21 protein-coding genes are annotated in these 18,437 nt (G+C 62.2%); 19 read left to right on the top strand and 2 right to left on the bottom strand.

Features of this window, described 5'->3' with window-relative positions:
• Positions 1-158: 158 nt before the first annotated feature.
• From J3P79_RS18770 to J3P79_RS18725, 10 genes are all read left to right on the top strand, one after another.
• On the top strand, positions 159-530 hold the full coding sequence (locus J3P79_RS18770) for a chemotaxis response regulator CheY (RefSeq protein ID WP_003183998.1): 372 nt from the start codon (positions 159-161) through the stop codon (positions 528-530).
• 18 nt (positions 531-548) lie between these two features.
• Positions 549-1,334 (top strand): protein phosphatase CheZ, encoded by a 786-nt coding sequence (locus tag J3P79_RS18765; RefSeq protein ID WP_039593077.1) that lies wholly within the window; start codon positions 549-551, stop codon positions 1,332-1,334.
• Between the two features lie 30 nt (positions 1,335-1,364).
• Positions 1,365-3,614, top strand: a complete 2,250-nt coding sequence (locus J3P79_RS18760; protein ID WP_434604956.1) for a chemotaxis protein CheA — start codon at positions 1,365-1,367, stop codon at positions 3,612-3,614.
• A 48-nt stretch (positions 3,615-3,662) separates the two neighbouring features.
• Positions 3,663-4,796 (top strand): protein-glutamate methylesterase/protein-glutamine glutaminase, encoded by a 1,134-nt coding sequence (locus J3P79_RS18755; protein WP_434604954.1) that lies wholly within the window; start codon positions 3,663-3,665, stop codon positions 4,794-4,796.
• On the top strand, positions 4,796-5,536 hold the full coding sequence (locus J3P79_RS18750) for a flagellar motor protein (RefSeq protein ID WP_305499634.1): 741 nt from the start codon (positions 4,796-4,798) through the stop codon (positions 5,534-5,536). Before J3P79_RS18755 ends, J3P79_RS18750 begins: the two co-directional genes overlap by 1 nt.
• Positions 5,537-5,551: 15 nt before the next feature.
• Positions 5,552-6,436, top strand: coding sequence for a flagellar motor protein MotD (gene motD / locus J3P79_RS18745; RefSeq protein WP_434604952.1), 885 nt, complete (start codon positions 5,552-5,554; stop codon positions 6,434-6,436).
• 49 nt (positions 6,437-6,485) lie between these two features.
• Positions 6,486-7,277: a ParA family protein gene (locus J3P79_RS18740; protein WP_039593072.1), complete on the top strand. Its 792-nt coding sequence runs from the start codon at positions 6,486-6,488 to the stop codon at positions 7,275-7,277.
• A gap of 96 nt (positions 7,278-7,373) precedes the next feature.
• Complete coding sequence (locus J3P79_RS18735) at positions 7,374-8,246, top strand: CheW domain-containing protein (RefSeq protein ID WP_434604949.1); 873 nt, start codon at positions 7,374-7,376, stop codon at positions 8,244-8,246.
• Between the two features lie 72 nt (positions 8,247-8,318).
• Positions 8,319-8,804 (top strand): chemotaxis protein CheW, encoded by a 486-nt coding sequence (locus tag J3P79_RS18730; RefSeq protein ID WP_039593070.1) that lies wholly within the window; start codon positions 8,319-8,321, stop codon positions 8,802-8,804.
• A 1-nt stretch (position 8,805) separates the two neighbouring features.
• Positions 8,806-9,201 (top strand): DUF2802 domain-containing protein, encoded by a 396-nt coding sequence (locus J3P79_RS18725; RefSeq protein ID WP_030141059.1) that lies wholly within the window; start codon positions 8,806-8,808, stop codon positions 9,199-9,201.
• Between the two features lie 178 nt (positions 9,202-9,379).
• Here J3P79_RS18725 and J3P79_RS18720 read toward each other — a convergent pair whose 3' ends face one another.
• Entirely contained in the window at positions 9,380-9,709 is a 330-nt protein-coding gene (locus J3P79_RS18720; protein ID WP_420767903.1) for an EscU/YscU/HrcU family type III secretion system export apparatus switch protein, read from the bottom strand.
• Positions 9,706-11,277, bottom strand: a complete 1,572-nt coding sequence (locus J3P79_RS18715; RefSeq protein ID WP_434604946.1) for a flagellar hook-length control protein FliK — start codon at positions 11,275-11,277, stop codon at positions 9,706-9,708. The genes J3P79_RS18720 and J3P79_RS18715 overlap by 4 nt, the downstream gene beginning before the upstream one ends.
• A 182-nt stretch (positions 11,278-11,459) precedes the next feature.
• Between J3P79_RS18715 and ccmA the strand changes: the two genes are divergently transcribed.
• The 9 genes from ccmA to ccmI all read left to right on the top strand — a co-directional run bounded on the left by ccmA (position 11,460) and on the right by ccmI (position 18,425).
• The gene (ccmA, locus tag J3P79_RS18710) at positions 11,460-12,095 is read left to right on the top strand and encodes a cytochrome c biogenesis heme-transporting ATPase CcmA (RefSeq protein ID WP_039593067.1); all 636 of its coding nucleotides are present in this window, start codon (positions 11,460-11,462) and stop codon (positions 12,093-12,095) included.
• Positions 12,092-12,760, top strand: a complete 669-nt coding sequence (gene ccmB, locus J3P79_RS18705) for a heme exporter protein CcmB (protein WP_039593066.1) — start codon at positions 12,092-12,094, stop codon at positions 12,758-12,760. The genes ccmA and ccmB overlap by 4 nt, the downstream gene beginning before the upstream one ends.
• A 94-nt stretch (positions 12,761-12,854) precedes the next feature.
• Positions 12,855-13,610: a heme ABC transporter permease gene (locus tag J3P79_RS18700; RefSeq protein WP_039593065.1), complete on the top strand. Its 756-nt coding sequence runs from the start codon at positions 12,855-12,857 to the stop codon at positions 13,608-13,610.
• Positions 13,607-13,783 (top strand): heme exporter protein CcmD, encoded by a 177-nt coding sequence (gene ccmD, locus J3P79_RS18695; protein ID WP_007939192.1) that lies wholly within the window; start codon positions 13,607-13,609, stop codon positions 13,781-13,783. Before J3P79_RS18700 ends, ccmD begins: the two co-directional genes overlap by 4 nt.
• On the top strand, positions 13,780-14,235 hold the full coding sequence (gene ccmE / locus J3P79_RS18690) for a cytochrome c maturation protein CcmE (protein ID WP_039593064.1): 456 nt from the start codon (positions 13,780-13,782) through the stop codon (positions 14,233-14,235). The genes ccmD and ccmE overlap by 4 nt, the downstream gene beginning before the upstream one ends.
• A 3-nt stretch (positions 14,236-14,238) precedes the next feature.
• The gene (locus tag J3P79_RS18685; protein ID WP_434604943.1) at positions 14,239-16,227 is read left to right on the top strand and encodes a heme lyase CcmF/NrfE family subunit; all 1,989 of its coding nucleotides are present in this window, start codon (positions 14,239-14,241) and stop codon (positions 16,225-16,227) included.
• Positions 16,224-16,760 carry a DsbE family thiol:disulfide interchange protein gene (locus J3P79_RS18680; protein WP_434604941.1) on the top strand — a complete coding sequence of 179 codons (537 nt, stop codon included), beginning with the start codon at positions 16,224-16,226 and terminating at the stop codon, positions 16,758-16,760. The genes J3P79_RS18685 and J3P79_RS18680 overlap by 4 nt, the downstream gene beginning before the upstream one ends.
• Complete coding sequence (locus J3P79_RS18675; RefSeq protein ID WP_434604939.1) at positions 16,757-17,230, top strand: cytochrome c-type biogenesis protein; 474 nt, start codon at positions 16,757-16,759, stop codon at positions 17,228-17,230. The genes J3P79_RS18680 and J3P79_RS18675 overlap by 4 nt, the downstream gene beginning before the upstream one ends.
• Positions 17,223-18,425, top strand: a complete 1,203-nt coding sequence (gene ccmI / locus J3P79_RS18670; protein ID WP_434604937.1) for a c-type cytochrome biogenesis protein CcmI — start codon at positions 17,223-17,225, stop codon at positions 18,423-18,425. The genes J3P79_RS18675 and ccmI overlap by 8 nt, the downstream gene beginning before the upstream one ends.
• Positions 18,426-18,437: the final 12 nt, after the last annotated feature.

Raw genomic sequence — 18,437 nt, 5'->3', positions numbered from 1 at the left:
TGGGGACACTGCGAACGAGGCTGGCATGGCACGCGCCGGGCCAGTCTCCACCCGTTGTGCTCCAGACCGTTGTCGAGTGTTGTGCCGGATTGATTGAAATGGCGCGTCCAGGTGCTGGGCGCGTTTAAGACTGCTTGGAGGTCGAATTGGACAAGAACATGAAAATCCTCATCGTTGATGACTTCTCAACGATGCGGCGGATCATAAAAAACCTGTTGCGTGACCTCGGGTTCACCAACACGGTCGAGGCCGACGATGGCACTACCGCCATTCCGGTCCTCAACAGCGGGAGCATCGACTTTCTGGTGACTGACTGGAACATGCCTGGCATGACCGGTATCGACTTGCTGCGCCACGTGCGCGCCGATGAAAAACTCAAGCACCTGCCGGTGCTGATGGTCACTGCCGAAGCCAAGCGCGAGCAGATCATCGAAGCCGCCCAGGCCGGTGTTAACGGCTATGTGGTCAAACCCTTCACGGCCCAGGCGTTGAAAGAGAAGATCGAAAAAATCTTCGAACGCATCGGTTAACGGCGCCACGGGGGAGCTATGGACAACGAATCTTCAATGGGCGATTTCGAATCGACCCTGAAAAAACATGCCCGCGAACTGGTCGACAGCCTTGAAAAGGGCCGCTTCGGCGATGCGGTTCAAATGATTCATGAGCTCAACCAGACCCGGGATCGTGGTCTGTACCAGGAAGTCGGCAAGCTCACCCGTGAACTGCACAGCGCGATCGTCAATTTCCAGATCGATCCGAACATGCCGCAGGCCGAGGAAGTCTCGCAGATCACCGACGCCACCGAGCGCCTGGGTTATGTGGTCAAGCTGACCGAAGCCGCGGCCAACCGCACCATGGACCTGGTGGAAAGCGCAACGCCCCTGGTCAACGGCCTGAGCGAGGAAGCCCAGGCGTTGAGCACCGATTGGGGACGGTTCATGCGTCGCGAAGTCGGCGCCGAGGAATTTCGCGAACTGGCCCGTCGGGTCGACGGATTCCTGGCGCGCAGCAGCACCGAGAACCGCGCCGTGGCCGGCAACCTCAACGACATTTTGCTGGCCCAGGACTATCAAGACCTGACCGGCCAAGTGATCAAGCGCGTGACCCAGTTGGTCACCGAAGTTGAAAGCAATTTGCTCAAGCTGGTGTTGATGGCAAGCCAAGTGGATCGCTTTGCCGGCATCGAACACGACCGCGCGGCGATACTTGCTGAAAAAGATCCACAAAAACATCTCTCTCAGGGTGAAGGTCCGCAAATTCATGCCGATAAAAGAGAAGACGTTGTGTCCGGTCAGGACGATGTGGACGATTTGTTGTCCAGCCTTGGATTTTGAGTTTTAGCCCTATTTTAGGAGCAGCCATTAATGAGCTTCGGCGCCGATGAAGAGATCCTTCAGGATTTCCTGGTTGAGGCCGGCGAGATTCTAGAGCAACTGTCCGAACAGCTGGTCGAGCTGGAAAGCCGACCTGATGATGCGGATCTGCTCAATGCAATTTTTCGCGGTTTCCACACTGTAAAAGGAGGCGCCGGCTTCCTCCAGCTCAACGAGCTGGTGGAGTGCTGCCACATTGCCGAGAACGTGTTCGACATCCTGCGCAAGGGTGAGCGTCGCGTCGACTCGGAGCTGATGGACGTGGTGCTCGAAGCCTTGGATGCGGTCAACAGCATGTTCAGCGAAGTGCGCGAGCGCTCGCCGATCACCCCAGCCACCCCCGAGCTGCTCGCCGCGCTGTCGCGCCTGGCCGAGCCGCAGTCGGCTGACGAAGCCGCGCCGGCTGCCGAGCCTGTGGTTGAAGAGCCGGTTGCCGAAGAATCGGGTGACATTACCGATCACGAATTCGAATCGCTGCTGGACTCGCTGAGCGCCGTCAAGGCCGAAGCCGAGGCTCCGGCCGCACCTGCTGCGCCAGCCGCCAATGCCGCTGCCAGCGATGAAATTACCGACGATGAGTTCGAGTCGCTGCTCGACCAACTGCACGGCAAGGGCCAGTTCGCCGCCGATGCGGTCGCGGCCCCGGCTGCCCCGGCTGCGCCAAAGGCAGCGGGTGATGACTCGGACATTACCGATGACGAATTCGAAGCCTTGCTCGACCAGTTGCACGGCAAGGGCAACTTTGCCGTCGATGCACTGGACTCGGCCATCGCTTCGGCGCCGACGCCGGCCAAGCCAGCGGCCGCGGCAGCCGGTAGCGATCTGATCAGCGACCACGAATTCGAATCGCTGCTCGACGAACTGCACGGCAAGGGCAAGTTCAGCGAAGTGGGTGCGGCTGCCGCTGCGCCTGCCGCTGCCGCCACTGCCGCGCCCGCCGCCAAGGCCGCGCCGAAGCCGGCTGCCAAGGCAGCGGAACCGAAAGCTGAAACACCCAAGCCTGCCGCCGCAGCGGCGCCTGCCCCTGCTCGGGCTCCTTCCGCCGCGCCCGCCGAAAAACCGGCCAGCGAAGCCGAGACCACCGTTCGGGTCGACACCGCGCGCCTGGACGAGATCATGAACATGGTCGGCGAACTGGTGCTGGTGCGTAACCGCCTGGTGCGCCTGGGCCTCAACAGCCAGGACGAAGCCATGTCCAAGGCCGTGTCGAACCTCGACGTGGTCACGGCCGATTTGCAGACCGCGGTCATGAAGACCCGGATGCAGCCGATCAAGAAAGTCTTCGGGCGCTTCCCGCGCCTGGTTCGTGACCTGGCTCGCCAGCTCAAGAAAGAAATCAACCTGGAATTGGTGGGTGAAGAGACCGACCTGGACAAGAACCTTGTCGAGGCCCTGGCCGACCCGCTGGTCCACTTGGTGCGTAACGCGGTCGACCACGGCATCGAGTCGCCGGAAGAGCGCGAAGCCTCGGGCAAGGTCCGTAGCGGCAAGGTGATCCTAGCCGCCGAGCAGGAGGGTGACCACATCCTGCTGTCGATTTCCGACGACGGCAAAGGCATGGACCCGAACGTCCTGCGTGCCATCGCCGTGAAGCGTGGTGTGATGGACAAGGATGCCGCCGACCGCCTGAGCGACACCGAGTGCTACAACCTGATCTTCGCCCCGGGCTTCTCGACCAAGACCGAGATCTCCGACGTGTCGGGCCGTGGCGTGGGCATGGACGTGGTGAAGACCAAGATTTCCCAGCTCAACGGTTCGATCAACATTTACTCGACCAAGGGGCAGGGCTCGAAGATCGTCATCAAGGTCCCATTGACCCTGGCGATCATGCCGACCCTGATGGTGATGCTGGGCAACCAGGCGTTCGCTTTCCCGCTGGTCAACGTCAACGAGATTTTCCACCTCGACCTGTCGCGTACCAACGTCGTCGACGGGCAGGAGGTGGTCATCGTGCGGGACAAGGCGCTGCCGCTGTTCTACCTCAAGCGCTGGCTGGTCAGCTCCGCCGCCCATGTGGAACAGGGCGAAGGCCATGTGGTGATCCTATCGGTAGGTACCCAGCGGATCGGCTTTGTCGTCGACCAGTTGGTGGGCCAGGAAGAAGTGGTCATCAAGCCGTTGGGCAAGATGCTCCAAGGCACCCCGGGCATGTCCGGCGCCACCATCACCGGCGACGGTCGCATCGCATTGATTCTCGATGTGCCGAGCATGCTCAAGCGTTACGCCGCCCGGCGTATTTGATTCTGGAGGGGCGCGGCCCAGGGCCGCGTCTCGTCTAACGGAGTGTTTATGGTAGTTAAAGTCCTGGTGGTGGACGATTCGGGGTTTTTCCGTCGCCGCGTCTCGGAAATTCTTTCGGCGGACACGAGTATTCAGGTCGTCGGTACCGCGACTAACGGCAAAGAGGCGATCGATCAGGCCCTGGCCCTCAAGCCGGACGTGATCACCATGGACTACGAGATGCCGATGATGGACGGCATCACGGCCGTGCGGCATATCATGCAGCGCTGTCCGACCCCGGTCTTGATGTTCTCCTCCCTGACCCACGAAGGCGCCCGGGTGACCCTCGATGCGCTGGACGCCGGGGCGGTGGACTTCCTGCCGAAAAACTTCGAAGACATCTCGCGCAACCCGGACAAGGTCCGCCAGTTGCTGTGCGAGAAGGTCCACAGCATTTCCCGCAGCAATCGCCGCGTCAGTGCCTACAGCGCACCGGCGCCAGCGCCGACGGCTGCGCCAACGCCACCGCCTGCGCCTTCTGCGTCGAGCAGTTTCAATCCGGCGCCGGCTCGCAGTGCTCCGGCTCCGGCGCCCGCTCGCCCGGCGCCAGCCAGCCCGTCGTCGCCAGCGCCCAAGCGCAAGGCCTACAAACTGGTCGCCATCGGCACCTCCACGGGCGGCCCGGTGGCATTGCAACGGGTCCTGACCCAGCTGCCCGCGAATTTCCCGGCGCCGATCGTATTGATCCAGCACATGCCCGCCGCGTTCACCAAGGCGTTCGCCGAGCGCCTGGACAAGCTCTGCCGCATCAGCGTCAAGGAAGCCGAGGATGGCGACATCCTGCGGCCAGGCCTGGCGCTGTTGGCGCCGGGTGGCAAGCAAATGATGATCGATGGTCGTGGCGCGGTGAAAATCCTGCCGGGCGACGAGCGCTTGAACTACAAGCCTTGCGTGGACATCACTTTCGGTTCTGCGGCGAAATCCTACGGCGACAAAGTTCTGGCGGTTGTGCTCACCGGTATGGGTGCCGACGGTCGCGAAGGCGCGCGCCTGCTCAAACAGGGCGGCAGCGCGATCTGGGCCCAGGACGAAGCCAGCTGCGTCATCTATGGCATGCCCATGGCGATCGTCAAGGCCGACCTGGCCGACGCGGTCTACAGCCTGGACGACATGGGTAAACATCTGGTCGAGGCGTGCCTGTAATGGATGTGCTCAGCCTGATCGGCATCATCATGGCGTTCGTCGCCATCATTGGTGGCAATTATCTGGAAGGCGGTCATCTCGGTGCACTGGCCAACGGCCCGGCTGCGTTGATCGTAATCGGTGGCACCGTCGGCGCTGCGCTGTTGCAGTCGCCCATGAGCGCGTTCAAGCGGGCCATGCAAGTCCTGGTGTGGATTCTGTTTCCGCCTCGCGTCGACCTGGCCGGTGGCATCGACCGCGTAGTGAACTGGAGCCTGACCGCTCGCAAGGAAGGCCTGCTGGGTCTGGAAGGGGTGGCCGATGCCGAACCCGACAGCTACTCGCGCAAGGGTCTTCAATTGCTGGTGGACGGCGCCGAACCCGAAGCGATCCGCAGCATCCTGGAAGTGGATTTCTACACCCAGGAAAGCCGTGACATCGAAGCGGCCAAGGTGTTCGAGAGCATGGGCGGCTATGCGCCTACCATCGGTATCATCGGTGCGGTCATGGGTCTGATCCATGTGATGGGCAACCTGGCCGACCCGTCGCAACTGGGCAGCGGCATTGCCGTGGCCTTCGTCGCGACCATCTACGGCGTGGCGAGCGCCAACCTGGTGTTGCTGCCGATCGCGGCCAAGCTCAAGTCCATCGCGTTGCGCCAGTCGCGCTATCGCGAAATGCTGCTGGAAGGGATCCTGTCGATCGCCGAAGGTGAAAACCCGCGTTCCATCGAGTTGAAGCTCCAGGGCTTCATGGACTGATGGAGGATATGGAATATGGCGCGTCGCAGACATCGTGAAGAACACGTCAACCATGAACGCTGGCTGGTTTCCTACGCCGACTTCATCACGCTGCTGTTCGCCTTTTTCGTGGTCATGTATTCGATCTCTTCGGTCAACGAAGGCAAATACAAGGTCATTTCCGAAGCGCTGATTGGCGTCTTCACTGACTCGGACCGCGCCCTCAAGCCGATTCCCATTGGTGACGAACGTCCGAAGACGACGACCCCGGCCAAGCCGCTGGTCAAGGACAGCGAGCAGGTCGACGCCGGCATTGCCGGTGGCAGCGATCCGTTGAAGAGCATTGCCGAAGATATCAGCGCGGCGTTCGGCGACCTCATCAGTTCCAACCAGATGACCGTGCGTGGCAACGAGTTGTGGGTCGAGATCGAACTCAACTCCAGCCTGCTGTTCGGCAGTGGCGATGCCATGCCCAGCGATATGGCGTTCAACATCATCGACAAGGTGGCGGCGATCCTGAAACCGTTCGACAACCCGATCCACGTCGAAGGCTTCACCGATGACCAGCCGATCCGCACTGCGCAATACCCCACCAACTGGGAGTTGTCTTCGGCCCGTTCGGCCAGCATCGTGCGCATGCTCGCCATGCAGGGCGTTAATCCGGGCCGCCTCGCGTCGGTGGGGTATGGCGAGTTCCAGCCGGTGGCCAATAACGCCACGGCCGAGGGCCGCGCGCGCAACCGTCGGGTGGTGCTGGTGGTGTCGCGCAACCTCGATGTGCGTCGCAGCCTGACCGGTACCGGCACTGCCAATGCAAAACCGGATGCGGCATTGAAGCGGGCTGGCACACAAACTGCACCGACCCCGGTCAAGTCGCCGGATAGACAGAACGCCGTCAATTCTACGTCACCGGCTTTATAACCGAGCTATTTCTCGGTCGGGCCCGTCTCGACCGGGAGGAACGATCCGAATGAGAGTCTGGGCAGTCGCCAATCAAAAAGGTGGTGTGGGCAAAACCACATCCTCCATCGCTTTAGCCGGTTTGCTGGCCGAGGCGGGCAAGCGCGTGGTCATCGTCGATCTGGACCCCCATGGCTCGATGACCAGTTATTTCGGCTACGATCCCGACAGCCTGGAACACAGCAACTACGACTTGTTCCTGCACAAGGGCAGCGTGCCCGAAGGCTTGCCGGGACAATTGCTGCTGTCCACCAGCGACGAGCGGATTTCGCTGCTGCCATCGAGCACGGCCCTGGCCACCCTGGAGCGCCAATCGCCTGGCCAGAGTGGCCTGGGCCTGGTGATCGCCAAGAGTCTGGCGCAGCTGTGGCAGGATTTCGATTACGCGATCATCGACAGCCCACCGTTGTTGGGACTGCTGATGGTCAATGCCTTGGCCGCCAGCCAACAATTGGTTATTCCAGTGCAGACCGAACACCTGGCGGTGAAAGGCCTGGAGCGCATGGTCAACACCCTGGCGATGGTCAACCGCTCGCGCAAGCAGTCGCTGGCATTCAACATCGTGCCGACGCTGTTCGACCGTCGTACCCAGGCGTCCCTCGGCACCCTGCGGGTGCTGCGCGACATGTACCCGGACGACATCTGGCAAGGCTACATCCCGGTGGATACCCGCCTGCGCGATGCCAGCCGTGCCGGCGTGACCCCTTCGCAGTTCGATGGCAAAAGCCGTGGCGTATTGGCTTATCGCGCGCTGCTCAAGCATCTGCTGGCCCAGCAGCTCGTTCCGCAGCAGGTGGCTTGAGTTGATGAAGTTCTCCGTAGACGTTGTGCTTGCTTGCGAGCGCTCAAGTCCTGCCGTATCCATGCCGATAACCTTTTCAAGTGGCGCCCAGTTCCCATGAACCGCCCGATCAAGACAACTTCGCGCCCGCAAATGGCCTTGCAATCCTATCTGGATGGGCTGTTGCAGGAAGCGACCGATGAATTGCCAGCGCCGCCGAGCGCGGTCCAGGCGTTGCCTGAGCCTGTCGAAGCCGAACCCGTGCTGGACGAGTTCCAGGCCGCGGTGCTCGAAGAACAGGCCCGTGATGCACAGGCCTCAGTGAGTGCCGCAGCAGTGGAGGCGCCGACCGTCAAGCCGCAGTTGGCAGTGATGGAAGCGCCGGTACCGATCCTGTCGCCGGTTTCCACCGTTGCGCCGTTGTTACAGGGCCTGGCAACGCCGGTGGTGGAGATCCACGTGCCGCCGAGCAACACACCGCCGCCGGTGCAGGTTGATGACCGTCCGGCGTGGGCCGCCGAGCCGTTCGAGTGTTTGTTGTTCGACGTGGCCGGTTTGACGCTGGCGGTGCCGCTGGTTTGCCTGGGATCGATTTATTCTCTGGCCGGGCAGGAATTGACGCCGTTGTTCGGCCAGCCGGAATGGTTCCTCGGAATCCTGCCGAGCCAGGCGGGCAACCTGAAAGTACTGGATACCGCGCGCTGGGTCATGCCGGACCGTTATCGCGATGATTTTCGCCAGGGCCTGCAATATGTGATTTCAGTGCAAGGCTACGAATGGGGATTGGCGGTGCACCAGGTCAGCCGTTCGCTGCGCCTGGACCCGAACGAGATCAAGTGGCGTAGCCATCGAGGGCAACGGCCATGGCTGGCCGGTACGGTGATTGAACACATGTGCGCCTTGCTGGACGTTTCCGAACTGGCGGAGCTGATCGCCAGCGGCGGGGCAAAACACCTGGACGGCGCCAAGCCGGTCCGGAAACCGAAATAAGACAACCGGCGGCGCAGGACGGCGCCGGACAGAACACACACCGCCACAGGCGGTTTTTCGAGGGGTCAGGGTATGAATGATAAGGCGTCGTCTCTCAAGGGTTCCGAAGATCCGATCTTGCAATGGGTGACTTTCAAGCTCGATAACGAAACCTACGGCATCAATGTGATGCGCGTGCAGGAAGTGCTGCGCTACACCGAGATCGCCCCGGTTCCAGGTGCGCCAAGCTACGTGCTGGGCATCATCAACCTGCGCGGTAACGTCGTGACCGTCATCGATACTCGCCAGCGTTTTGGCCTGGACTCCTCCGACGTCAACGACAACACCCGCATCGTGATCATCGAGGCCGACAAGCAAGTGGTCGGTATCCTGGTCGACAGCGTTGCCGAAGTGGTTTACTTGCGTCAGTCGGAAATCGAAACCGCGCCTAACGTCGGTAACGAGGAATCGGCGAAGTTCATCCAGGGCGTCTGCAACAAGAACAATGAGTTGCTGATCCTGGTCGAACTGGAAAAAATGATGAGTGAAGAAGAGTGGTCGGAACTGGAGAGTATCTGATTTGATTCTTGAGGTAGCAGTCATTGTCCTGTTCCTTTTCTGGGCAGGCACGCTGGCGATGTTTTTGTCCTATATACGTGGCCAGCGGGATATCGCCGCTCAGCAGGCCCAGGGTGATGCGCTGCGCGACCAGCGCATCAAGGACCTGGCCAAGCGTGTCGACGACTATCAGAACGGCACCGTGCGCATGGGCGAAGCGCTCCATGAGCTGCGTGCCGTGGTCGCGCCGTTGCCGGACAAACTGGCACAACTGGAGCAGCGCGACCCCTCCAGCCTGTCCTTCGCCCAGGCCGCCCGACTGGTCGGCATGGGCGCCAGCATCGACGAACTGACCCAGGCGTGCGGCCTGACCCAGGCCGAGGCCGAACTGATGAGCAAATTGCACAAGGGCGGCTGATATTCATCTATCGCCCAAGGCCAATGTGGGAGCGAGCTTGCTCGCGATAGCGGTGTGACAGTCAATAGAGATGTTGAGTGTGAGCCCGCCATCGCGAGCAAGCTCGCTCCCACAGGTTTTTCTGGCGCTCAATAATTTGTCATTCCAGCGAGTCACCACGGGATAGCGCCTTCAGCGGCTAGTAATCGTCCCCACGTTCCGTCACGTCCTTCTCGATGTTCTGCGCATGGGGGTCGAAGCCCTGCGGAAACTTGCCCTTCAGGTTCCACGCAAACGCAATGATCTCGGCAATCGTGCGGTACAGCTCTTCAGGAATGCTGTCGCCCAACTCCAGTCGCGCCAGCAACTTCACCAATTCAGCATTTTCGTAAATAGGGACTTCGCTCTCGCGGGCGATGCGCAGGATTTCCTCGGCCAAGGCTTCGTCGCCTTTGGCGGTAAGGGTCGGGGCGTGATGGCCGTCGTACTTGAGGGCGATGGCCTGGCGGGGTTCGGTGTGGGTTGTCATGCGGTTTCGTCCACCCAGCGCTGTTCCAGCCGGGTCTTGGGGCCTTGGGGCGGAGTGCCGACGTGGCAATCGAGATCGCCGACATTCAGCCCGCACGTCAAGAGGCGCTCGCGCAGTGCGGTCAGGTTCCGTTCGATCAGGCTTGCGGTATAGGGCCGTTCTGCCCACAACTGGCTGGACAGGCTGCCGCTGAGCAGCTGGGCCTGGATCTGCAGCGGCCCCAGCGGTTCCATGTCGAACGCCAGCTCGACGCGCCAGAGCTGCTGTTTCGGTTCGGGGTGTTCGCGGCGTTCGTCCGGTTGCTCCCGGGCGGCGGTTTCCTCGCGCTGGAACTTGACCTGCAATGGCACGATGTCCTGCAGGTTGCGCATCGGAATCTCCACTTGCCAGGTGCTCATCAACCGACCGTCATCCGTCAGCCCTGTCTGCTCCAGGCTCGACAGTTGATGACTTTGCAGGCGCGACACGGCGGCGGCTGCCAGGCGCAGCAGATGTTCCAGGTCGCCTTCTTCGTCCTGGCCTTTCAATAATCGCGCAGGCAGCGGAAAGCTGGTGGGTTGTGGCTTGGCGCTGACCTGGCCGAGCATCCCCAGGGCGCTGCGCACAAAGCTTGGGAGCGCCTGGGCCAATGTGTTGGCGGCGATCACCGCAGAGAGATTGGTTGAAGCGGGCAGGGCGGGCGTCAGCTGGGCGATCAGTTTCAGCAAATCATTTTTCATATCCGGGGCCAGGCTTGGCGGTTGGCCAGCCAGCAGTTTGCTTTCCAGGAAGACGCCGCTGGCGACCATGGCTTGGGCCAGGCCCTTGGGTGTGCTCAGTTGTTGTACGTCCGGCAAGCCGGCCAGCAGGCGCGTTACCGCGGCGCGCAGCTCGGGGCCGGCTTCGTCGCTGGCGGGAAGGTTCTGCAGGGCGCTGAGCAGGCTGTCCAGCGAGCCCTGGCGGCTCACTTGGGTCACCAATTGCTGGCTCACCGCCAATTGCTCCTGGCGATTGCTCAGGGGCACGAATTTCAATGTTTGCGCATCCTGCACCTGGGCGCTCAACAGCATGCCGATACGCAGCGGCTGCGGACTATCGATGTCCAGGGTGCTACCGGCCTGGGCAGTGTTGAGCAGGCTCACCAGCGAGCGATACACGGCCGGTTGTCCGGGCAGTTGCGGCAAGGCCTGGCTGGTCAGTACTTTGCCTTGCAACAAGGTGCCCACGGGCAATTGCGTGGTGTCGATCCGGGTCAGGGTCGCGACGCTGGACGCGAGGGCCTGTTGCACGGTGATCGCAAGGTTGCTCGCCGAAGGCTGGGTCACGGCCAGGCTGGTGCCCTGGGGCAATGGCTGGGTGCTGGTGGCTTGCACGGTGGCCTGCCGACCGCTTTCCAGCGTGACCTTGAGCAGCAGTTGGAAAGCCTGGTCCGCTTGCTTGAGCGACAACACCTCGGCCTTGGCGGTCTGGCCCGGGCCGATCAGCCCCTCGGCCGGTGCGAGCAGCTTGAGCAGCTCGCCCGTTACCGCCGGCATACGCGTCGTTGCCGTGGGCTGGGGCAGCGGCGGGATGTTCATGTCGCCTGTCATCTGCGGTTATTACCTTGGGGAGTAGAGCTTCACATGTATAATGCCGCCCGCCTTCCAGAGAGTGGCGAAAACCTTGCAATTGTTTGACGCAGCTCTGTGGAACGGTCCGTCAATGCATCTATGCTGCATCACTTTAACGGCTGCTGCACGGCCGACTTGAACCGTATAAGGCCCGTGATCCCTTGACCAGTCCTCTCTTGCAAACTGTCGGCCTCGCCTGTGAGCGAGATCTGCGGCTGCTTTTCGAAAATCTCGAATTGAGACTCTCACGTGGCGACATGGTGCAGATCAGTGGCCCCAACGGCAGCGGCAAGACCAGCCTGTTGCGCCTGCTGGCCGGGTTGATGCAGCCCACCGCCGGTGAGATCTTGCTCAACGGCCAGCCGCTGCACAGCCAGCGTAGCGAACTGGCGCGCAATCTGTTGTGGATTGGCCATGCCGCCGGCATCAAGGACCTGCTGACCCCCGAAGAAAACCTCAGCTGGCTCTGCGCGCTTCACCGTCCGGCCGGGCGCGAGGCGATCTGGCAGGCCTTGGCGGCGGTAGGACTGAAAGGCTTCGAGGACGTTCCGAGCCACACCCTGTCGGCCGGCCAGCAGCGCCGCGTGGCCTTGGCCCGGCTGTATCTGGAGAGCCCGCCGCTGTGGATCCTCGACGAGCCGTTCACCGCGCTGGACAAACAGGGCGTGGCGCAGCTGGAAGAGCACCTGGCCCGTCATTGCGAGAACGGCGGCATGGTGCTGCTGACCACCCACCACACCTTGGCCCGGATGCCCTCCGGTTATCGCAGCATTGACCTGGGGAACTGGGCGGTATGAGTGTCTTTGGCCTGTTGCTCGCCCGTGAAGCGCGCCTGTTGTTTCGTCGTCCGGCCGAACTGGCCAACCCGCTGGTATTCTTCGCAATCGTCATCGCCTTGTTCCCGCTGGCGGTCGGTCCCGAGACTCAATTGTTGCAAACCTTGTCGCCCGGGCTGGTCTGGGTGGCGGCGCTTTTATCGGTCCTGCTCTCGCTGGACGGGCTTTTCCGCAGTGATTTCGAGGACGGTTCCCTGGAACAGTGGGTCCTTTCGTCGCACCCCCTGGCCCTTCTGGTTTTGGCCAAGGTACTGGCACACTGGGTTTTTTCCGGCCTGGCGCTGGTGCTGCTTTCACCGTTGCTGGCGATGATGCTGGGCCTGCCTGCCGCGTGCATGCCGGTGCTGCTGTTGTCGCTGTTGTTGGGCACCCCGGTGCTGAGCTTGCTCGGCGCGGTGGGCGCGGCGCTGACGGTGGGGCTCAAGCGCGGAGGCTTGTTACTGGCCCTGCTGATCCTGCCGCTTTACATTCCGGTGTTGATCCTTGGCAGTGGCGCCTTGCAGGCGGCATTGCAAGGGATGCCGGCAACCGGTTATCTGCTGTGGCTTGGGAGCCTGACCGCCCTGGCGATAACCCTGACACCCTTTGCAATAGCCGCTGGCCTGAAAATCAGCGTCGGCGAATAATAATGAGGCCTGGTCAAGAATTGACCACTTCCCAGGAAGTAAAGGTCGCCCCGGCGGTTCGTGATAACGAACCGCAACCGTGATGGAAACTGCAATGAACTGGACCTGGTTTCACAAGCTCGGCTCACCCAAGTGGTTCTACGGCATCAGCGGCAGAATGTTGCCCTGGTTGAGCATTGCTGCCCTGTTGCTGATCGGTATCGGCCTGGCCTGGGGCCTGGCCTTCGCGCCACCGGACTACCAACAGGGCAACAGCTTCCGCATCATCTATATTCACGTCCCGACAGCGATGCTGGCCCAGTCGATCTACGTGATGCTGGCGGTCTGCGGCGTGGTCGGGCTGGTGTGGAAGATGAAACTGGCCGACGTCGCCCTACAGTGCGCGGCCCCCATCGGCGCCTGGATGACCGCCGTGGCGCTGGTCACCGGGGCGATCTGGGGCAAGCCGACGTGGGGCTCATGGTGGGTCTGGGATGCGCGACTGACGTCGATGCTGATCCTGCTGTTCCTGTACTTCGGTCTTATTGCGCTGGGCAACGCCATCAGCAATCGTGACAGCGCGGCCAAGGCCTGCGCGGTGCTGGCGATTGTCGGGGTGATCAACATCCCGATCATCAAATACTCGGTGGAGTGGTGGAACACCCTGCACCAGGGCGCGACGTTCACCCTCACCGAAAAGCCGGCGATGCCCGTCGAGATGTGGCTGCCGCTGTTGCTGGCCGCGCTGGGTTTCTACTGTTTCTTTGGCGCGGTGCTGCTGCTGCGCATGCGCCTGGAAGTGCTCAAGCGCGAGTCGCGGGCCAGTTGGGTGAAGGCCGAAGTACAGAACAGCCTGGAGGCCGCTCGATGAGTTTCGCTTCATTCGGCGATTTCCTCGCCATGGGCCATCACGGCCTGTATGTCTGGTCAGCCTACGGCATCTGCCTGGCAGTGCTGGCCCTCAACGTGGCGGCGCCGATCCTGGCCCGCAAGCGGTATCTGCAACAAGAGGCGCGTCGTCTGCGCCGGGAGAACGGTCAGTGAATCCGCTGCGCAAAAAACGTCTTGTCATCATCCTGGCGATCCTGGTCGGCGTCGGCGCTGCGGTCGGCCTGGCCCTCAGTGCCCTGCAGCAGAACATCAACCTGTTCTATACCCCGACCCAGATCGCCAATGGCGAAGCGCCCAAGGACACCCGCATCCGTGCCGGCGGCATGGTGGAGCAGGGCTCGCTGGTACGTTCCGGCGATTCGCTGGACGTGAAGTTCAACGTCACCGACTTCAACAAGACCGTGACCATCACCTATCGCGGCATCCTCCCGGACCTGTTCCGCGAAGGGCAGGGCATTGTCGCCCTGGGCAAGCTCAACGCCGACGGTGTAGTGGTGGCCGATGAGGTGCTGGCCAAGCACGATGAGAAATACATGCCGCCGGAAGTGACCAAGGCGTTGAAAGACAGCGGCCAGTCGGCGCCCGCTCCCGTGAAGGAGGGCTGATCGATGACCACCGGTATCTTCATTCCCGAGTTGGGCCATCTGGCGATGATCCTGGCCCTGTGTTTTTCCCTCGTGCAGGCCGTGGTCCCATTGCTCGGAGCCTGGCGGGGCGATCGTTTGTGGATGAGCCTTGCCCAGCCAGCGGCCTGGGGACAGTTCGCGTTCATGCTGTTTGCCTTCGGCTGCTTGACCTATGCGTTCATGGCCGACGACTTTTCCGTTGAATATGTCGCCAGCAACTCCAACAGCGCCTTGCCGTGGTACTACAAGTTCAGCGCGGTATGGGGCGCCCACGAAGGTTCGTTGCTGCTCTGGGCCTTGATCCTCGCCGGCTGGACTTTTGCGGTGTCGGTGTTTTCCCGGCAGTTGCCACAGGTGATGCTCGCCCGCGTGCTGGCGGTGATGGGCATGATCAGCACCGGTTTCCTGCTGTTCCTGATCGTCACGTCCAATCCTTTCGAGCGCATCCTGCCCCAAGTACCGACCGACGGGCGCGACTTGAATCCGTTGCTCCAGGACATCGGCCTGATCGTCCATCCACCGATGCTCTACATGGGCTACGTCGGCTTTTCCGTGGCCTTCGCGTTCGCCATCGCCGCGTTGCTCGGTGGGCGCCTCGATGCCGCGTGGGCACGCTGGTCGCGTCCATGGACCATCGTTGCCTGGGCGTTCCTGGGCATCGGCATCACCCTGGGCTCGTGGTGGGCCTATTACGAACTCGGCTGGGGCGGCTGGTGGTTCTGGGACCCAGTGGAAAACGCCTCCTTCATGCCATGGCTCGTCGGCACGGCGCTGATCCACTCGCTGGCCGTCACGGAAAAACGCGGTGTGTTCAAGAGCTGGACCGTGTTGCTGGCTATCGCGGCATTCTCCTTGAGCCTGCTGGGGACATTCCTGGTGCGTTCCGGCGTGCTGACCTCGGTGCATGCCTTCGCCTCGGACCCCGAGCGTGGCGTGTTCATCCTGATGTTCCTGATGTTCGTGGTCGGTGGTTCGCTGACGCTGTTCGCCCTGCGTGCGCCAGTGGTCAAGAGCCAGGTCGGCTTCAACCTGTGGTCACGGGAAACCCTGCTGCTGGGCAACAACCTGGTACTGGTAGTTGCCGCGTCGATGATCCTGCTTGGCACGTTGTACCCGCTGGTGCTCGACGCGTTGTCCGGCGCCAAGCTGTCGGTCGGCCCGCCGTATTTCAACGCGCTGTTCATTCCGCTGATGGCGATCCTGATGGTGGTGATGGCGGTCGGTGTGCTGGTGCGCTGGAAAGACACCCCGGTCAAATGGCTGCTGGGCATGCTGACGCCGGTGCTGTTGGGCACGGCGGCCTTGGCCGTCGTCGCCGGTATCGCCTATGGCGATTTCAACTGGGCGGTACTGGCCACCTTCGTACTGGCGGCCTGGGTGTTGCTGGCCGGTGTCCGGGACATCTTCGACAAGACGCGTCATAAGGGTTTGATCAAAGGCTTGCCGACACTGACGCGCAGCTATTGGGGCATGCAGCTGGCTCACCTGGGTATCGCTGTCTGTGCCTTGGGCGTCGTCCTATCCAGCCAGAACAGCGCCGAGCGTGACCTGCGCTTGTCGCCGGGTGAGTCGATGGACCTGGGCGGCTACCAGTTCGTCTTCGAGGGTGCCAAGCACTTCGAGGGCCCGAACTTCACGTCCGACAAGGGCACCGTGCGGGTCCTTCGCAACGGCAAGGAAATTACCGTGCTGCACCCGGAAAAACGCCTCTACACCGTGCAGAACTCGGTCATGACCGAAGCCGGGATCGATGCCGGTTTCACCCGCGATCTCTATGTAGCGCTCGGCGAATCCCTGGGCGATGGCGCCTGGGCGGTGCGTGTCCACGTCAAGCCGTTCGTGCGCTGGATCTGGTTCGGTGGCTTGCTGACCGGCCTGGGCGGCGTACTGGCGGCCCTGGATCGGCGTTATCGCGTCAAAGTGAAGACCCGGGTGCGTGAAGCCCTGGGTGTGACAGGAGCCCCTGCATGAAACGTTGGTTGATGGTATTGCCGCTGGCGCTGTTCCTGATCGTTGCGGTTTTCCTCTATCGGGGGCTATTCCTGAACCCCTCGGAACTGCCCTCGGCAATGATCGGCAAGCCGTTCCCGGAGTTTTCCCTGCCGTCGGTGCAAGGTGACAAGACCCTGACCCGCGCCGACCTGCTGGGCAAGCCTGCGCTGGTCAACGTGTGGGGCACCTGGTGCATCTCTTGCCGGGTCGAGCATCCGGTGTTGAACAAGCTGGCCCAGAACGGCGTGGTGATCTACGGCGTCAACTACAAGGACGTCAATGCCGACGCCTTGAAGTGGCTGGCTGAGTTTCACAACCCGTACCAACTGGATATTCGCGACGAAGAAGGCACCCTCGGCCTCAACCTCGGCGTCTACGGTGCGCCTGAAACCTTTTTCATCGACGCCAAGGGCATCATCCGCGACAAGTTCGTCGGTGTGATCGATGAACAGGTCTGGCGCGAGAAACTGGCGGCCAAGTACCAGGCGCTGGTGGACGAGGCCAAGCCATGAGGCGCTGGTTAGCCGCTGCCGTCCTCGGCTTGACCCTGGCGGGCGTGGCCCATGCCGCCATCGATACCTATGAATTCGCCAACGACGCCGAGCGCGAGCGGTTTCGCGAACTGACCAAGGAGCTGCGCTGCCCCAAGTGCCAGAACCAGGACATCGCCGATTCCAACGCGCCCATTGCCGCCGACCTGCGCAAGGAAATCTTCCGCATGCTCGGCGAGGGCAAGGACAACCAGCAGATCATCGATTTCATGGTGGATCGCTACGGTGAGTTCGTTCGATACAACCCAGCCCTGACGTCCAAGACTGCGCTGCTCTGGTTCGGTCCCGCCGGGCTGTTGCTCGGTGGTTTCGTCGTTATTGCGGTGATCGTGCGTCGCCGCCGGGTCCAGCGCAGCGCCGCCCCGGATACGCTTTCTGTCGAAGAGCGCCAGCGCCTCGACCAACTGTTGGATAAAACCAAGCATGATTGATTTCTGGCTCGCCGCAGGTCTGCTTCTCCTTATTGCCCTGAGTTTCCTGTTGATTCCCGTGTTGCGTGGCCGCCGCGCCCAGTTGGAAGAAGACCGCACTGCGCTGAACGTGGCGCTGTATCAGGAACGCGTTGCCGAACTGCAGGCCGAGCGGGAGGAGGGCGTGCTCAACGCGGCCCAACTGGACACCGGTCGCGCCGAAGCCGCCCGTGAGCTGTTGGCCGATACCGAGGGCGCCGACGCGCCGCGTGAGTCCCGGCTGGGCAAGCCTTTGCCCTTGCTCGCCGCCGTGCTGGTGCCGGTGTTGGGCCTGGCGCTGTACCTGCATTTCGGCGCCAGCGATAAAGTCGAGCTGACTCGCGAATTCGCCCAGGCGCCGCAGTCCATGGAAGAGATGACCTTGCGCCTGGAGCGCGCTGTGGCCGCTCAACCGGATTCCGCTGAGGGTTTGTATTTCCTCGGCCGGACCTACATGGCCCAGGATCGACCGGCGGACGCGGCGAAGATTTTCGAGCGCACCGTGGCGGTCGCGGGGCGCCAGCCGGAGCTGTTGGGCCAATGGGCCCAGGCGCAGTACTTTGCCGATGGCAAGAAATGGTCGGATAAGGTCCAGGCCTTGACCGACGAAGCGCTGAAGCTCGATCCCAAGGAAGTGACCAGCCTTGGCCTGCTGGGCATCGCCGCGTTTGAAGGCGAGCGTTATCAGGAGGCGATCGATTATTGGGGACGCTTGCTGGCGCAGTTGCCCGAAGGCGATCGATCCCGTGAAGCGTTGCAGGGCGGGATTACCCGTGCCACCGAGAAACTCCAGGCCGGTGGTGGCAAGGTCGTCCAGGCGCCGCCGGCCAAGGCCGCGGCCTTGCTCAAGGTTCGCGTCGACCTGGCTCCGGCCCTTAAAGCCAAGGTGCAGCCGGGTGACAGCGTGTTCATTTTCGCCCGCGCCGTTTCCGGTCCGCCGGCACCGCTGGCGGCCAAGCGCCTGACGGTCGCCGACCTGCCGGCCAGCGTCGAGCTGGGGGACGCCGACGCAATGATGCCGCAACTGAAACTGTCGAACTTCCCCGAAGTCCAACTGGTGGCGCGCATATCCCGAGCCGGTCAACCGACCGCCGGCGAGTGGATCGGTCGCAGCCAACCCTTGGCGAGCAGCACCACCGCGCTGCAGCAATTGACCATCGACAGTCCGGACCAATGACAGGAACTCGCA

This window comes from Pseudomonas sp. R1-7 (assembly GCF_051132105.1).
Classification (GTDB): Bacteria; Pseudomonadota; Gammaproteobacteria; order Pseudomonadales; family Pseudomonadaceae; genus Aquipseudomonas.
This window is presented reverse-complemented; position numbering and strand designations above follow the sequence as displayed.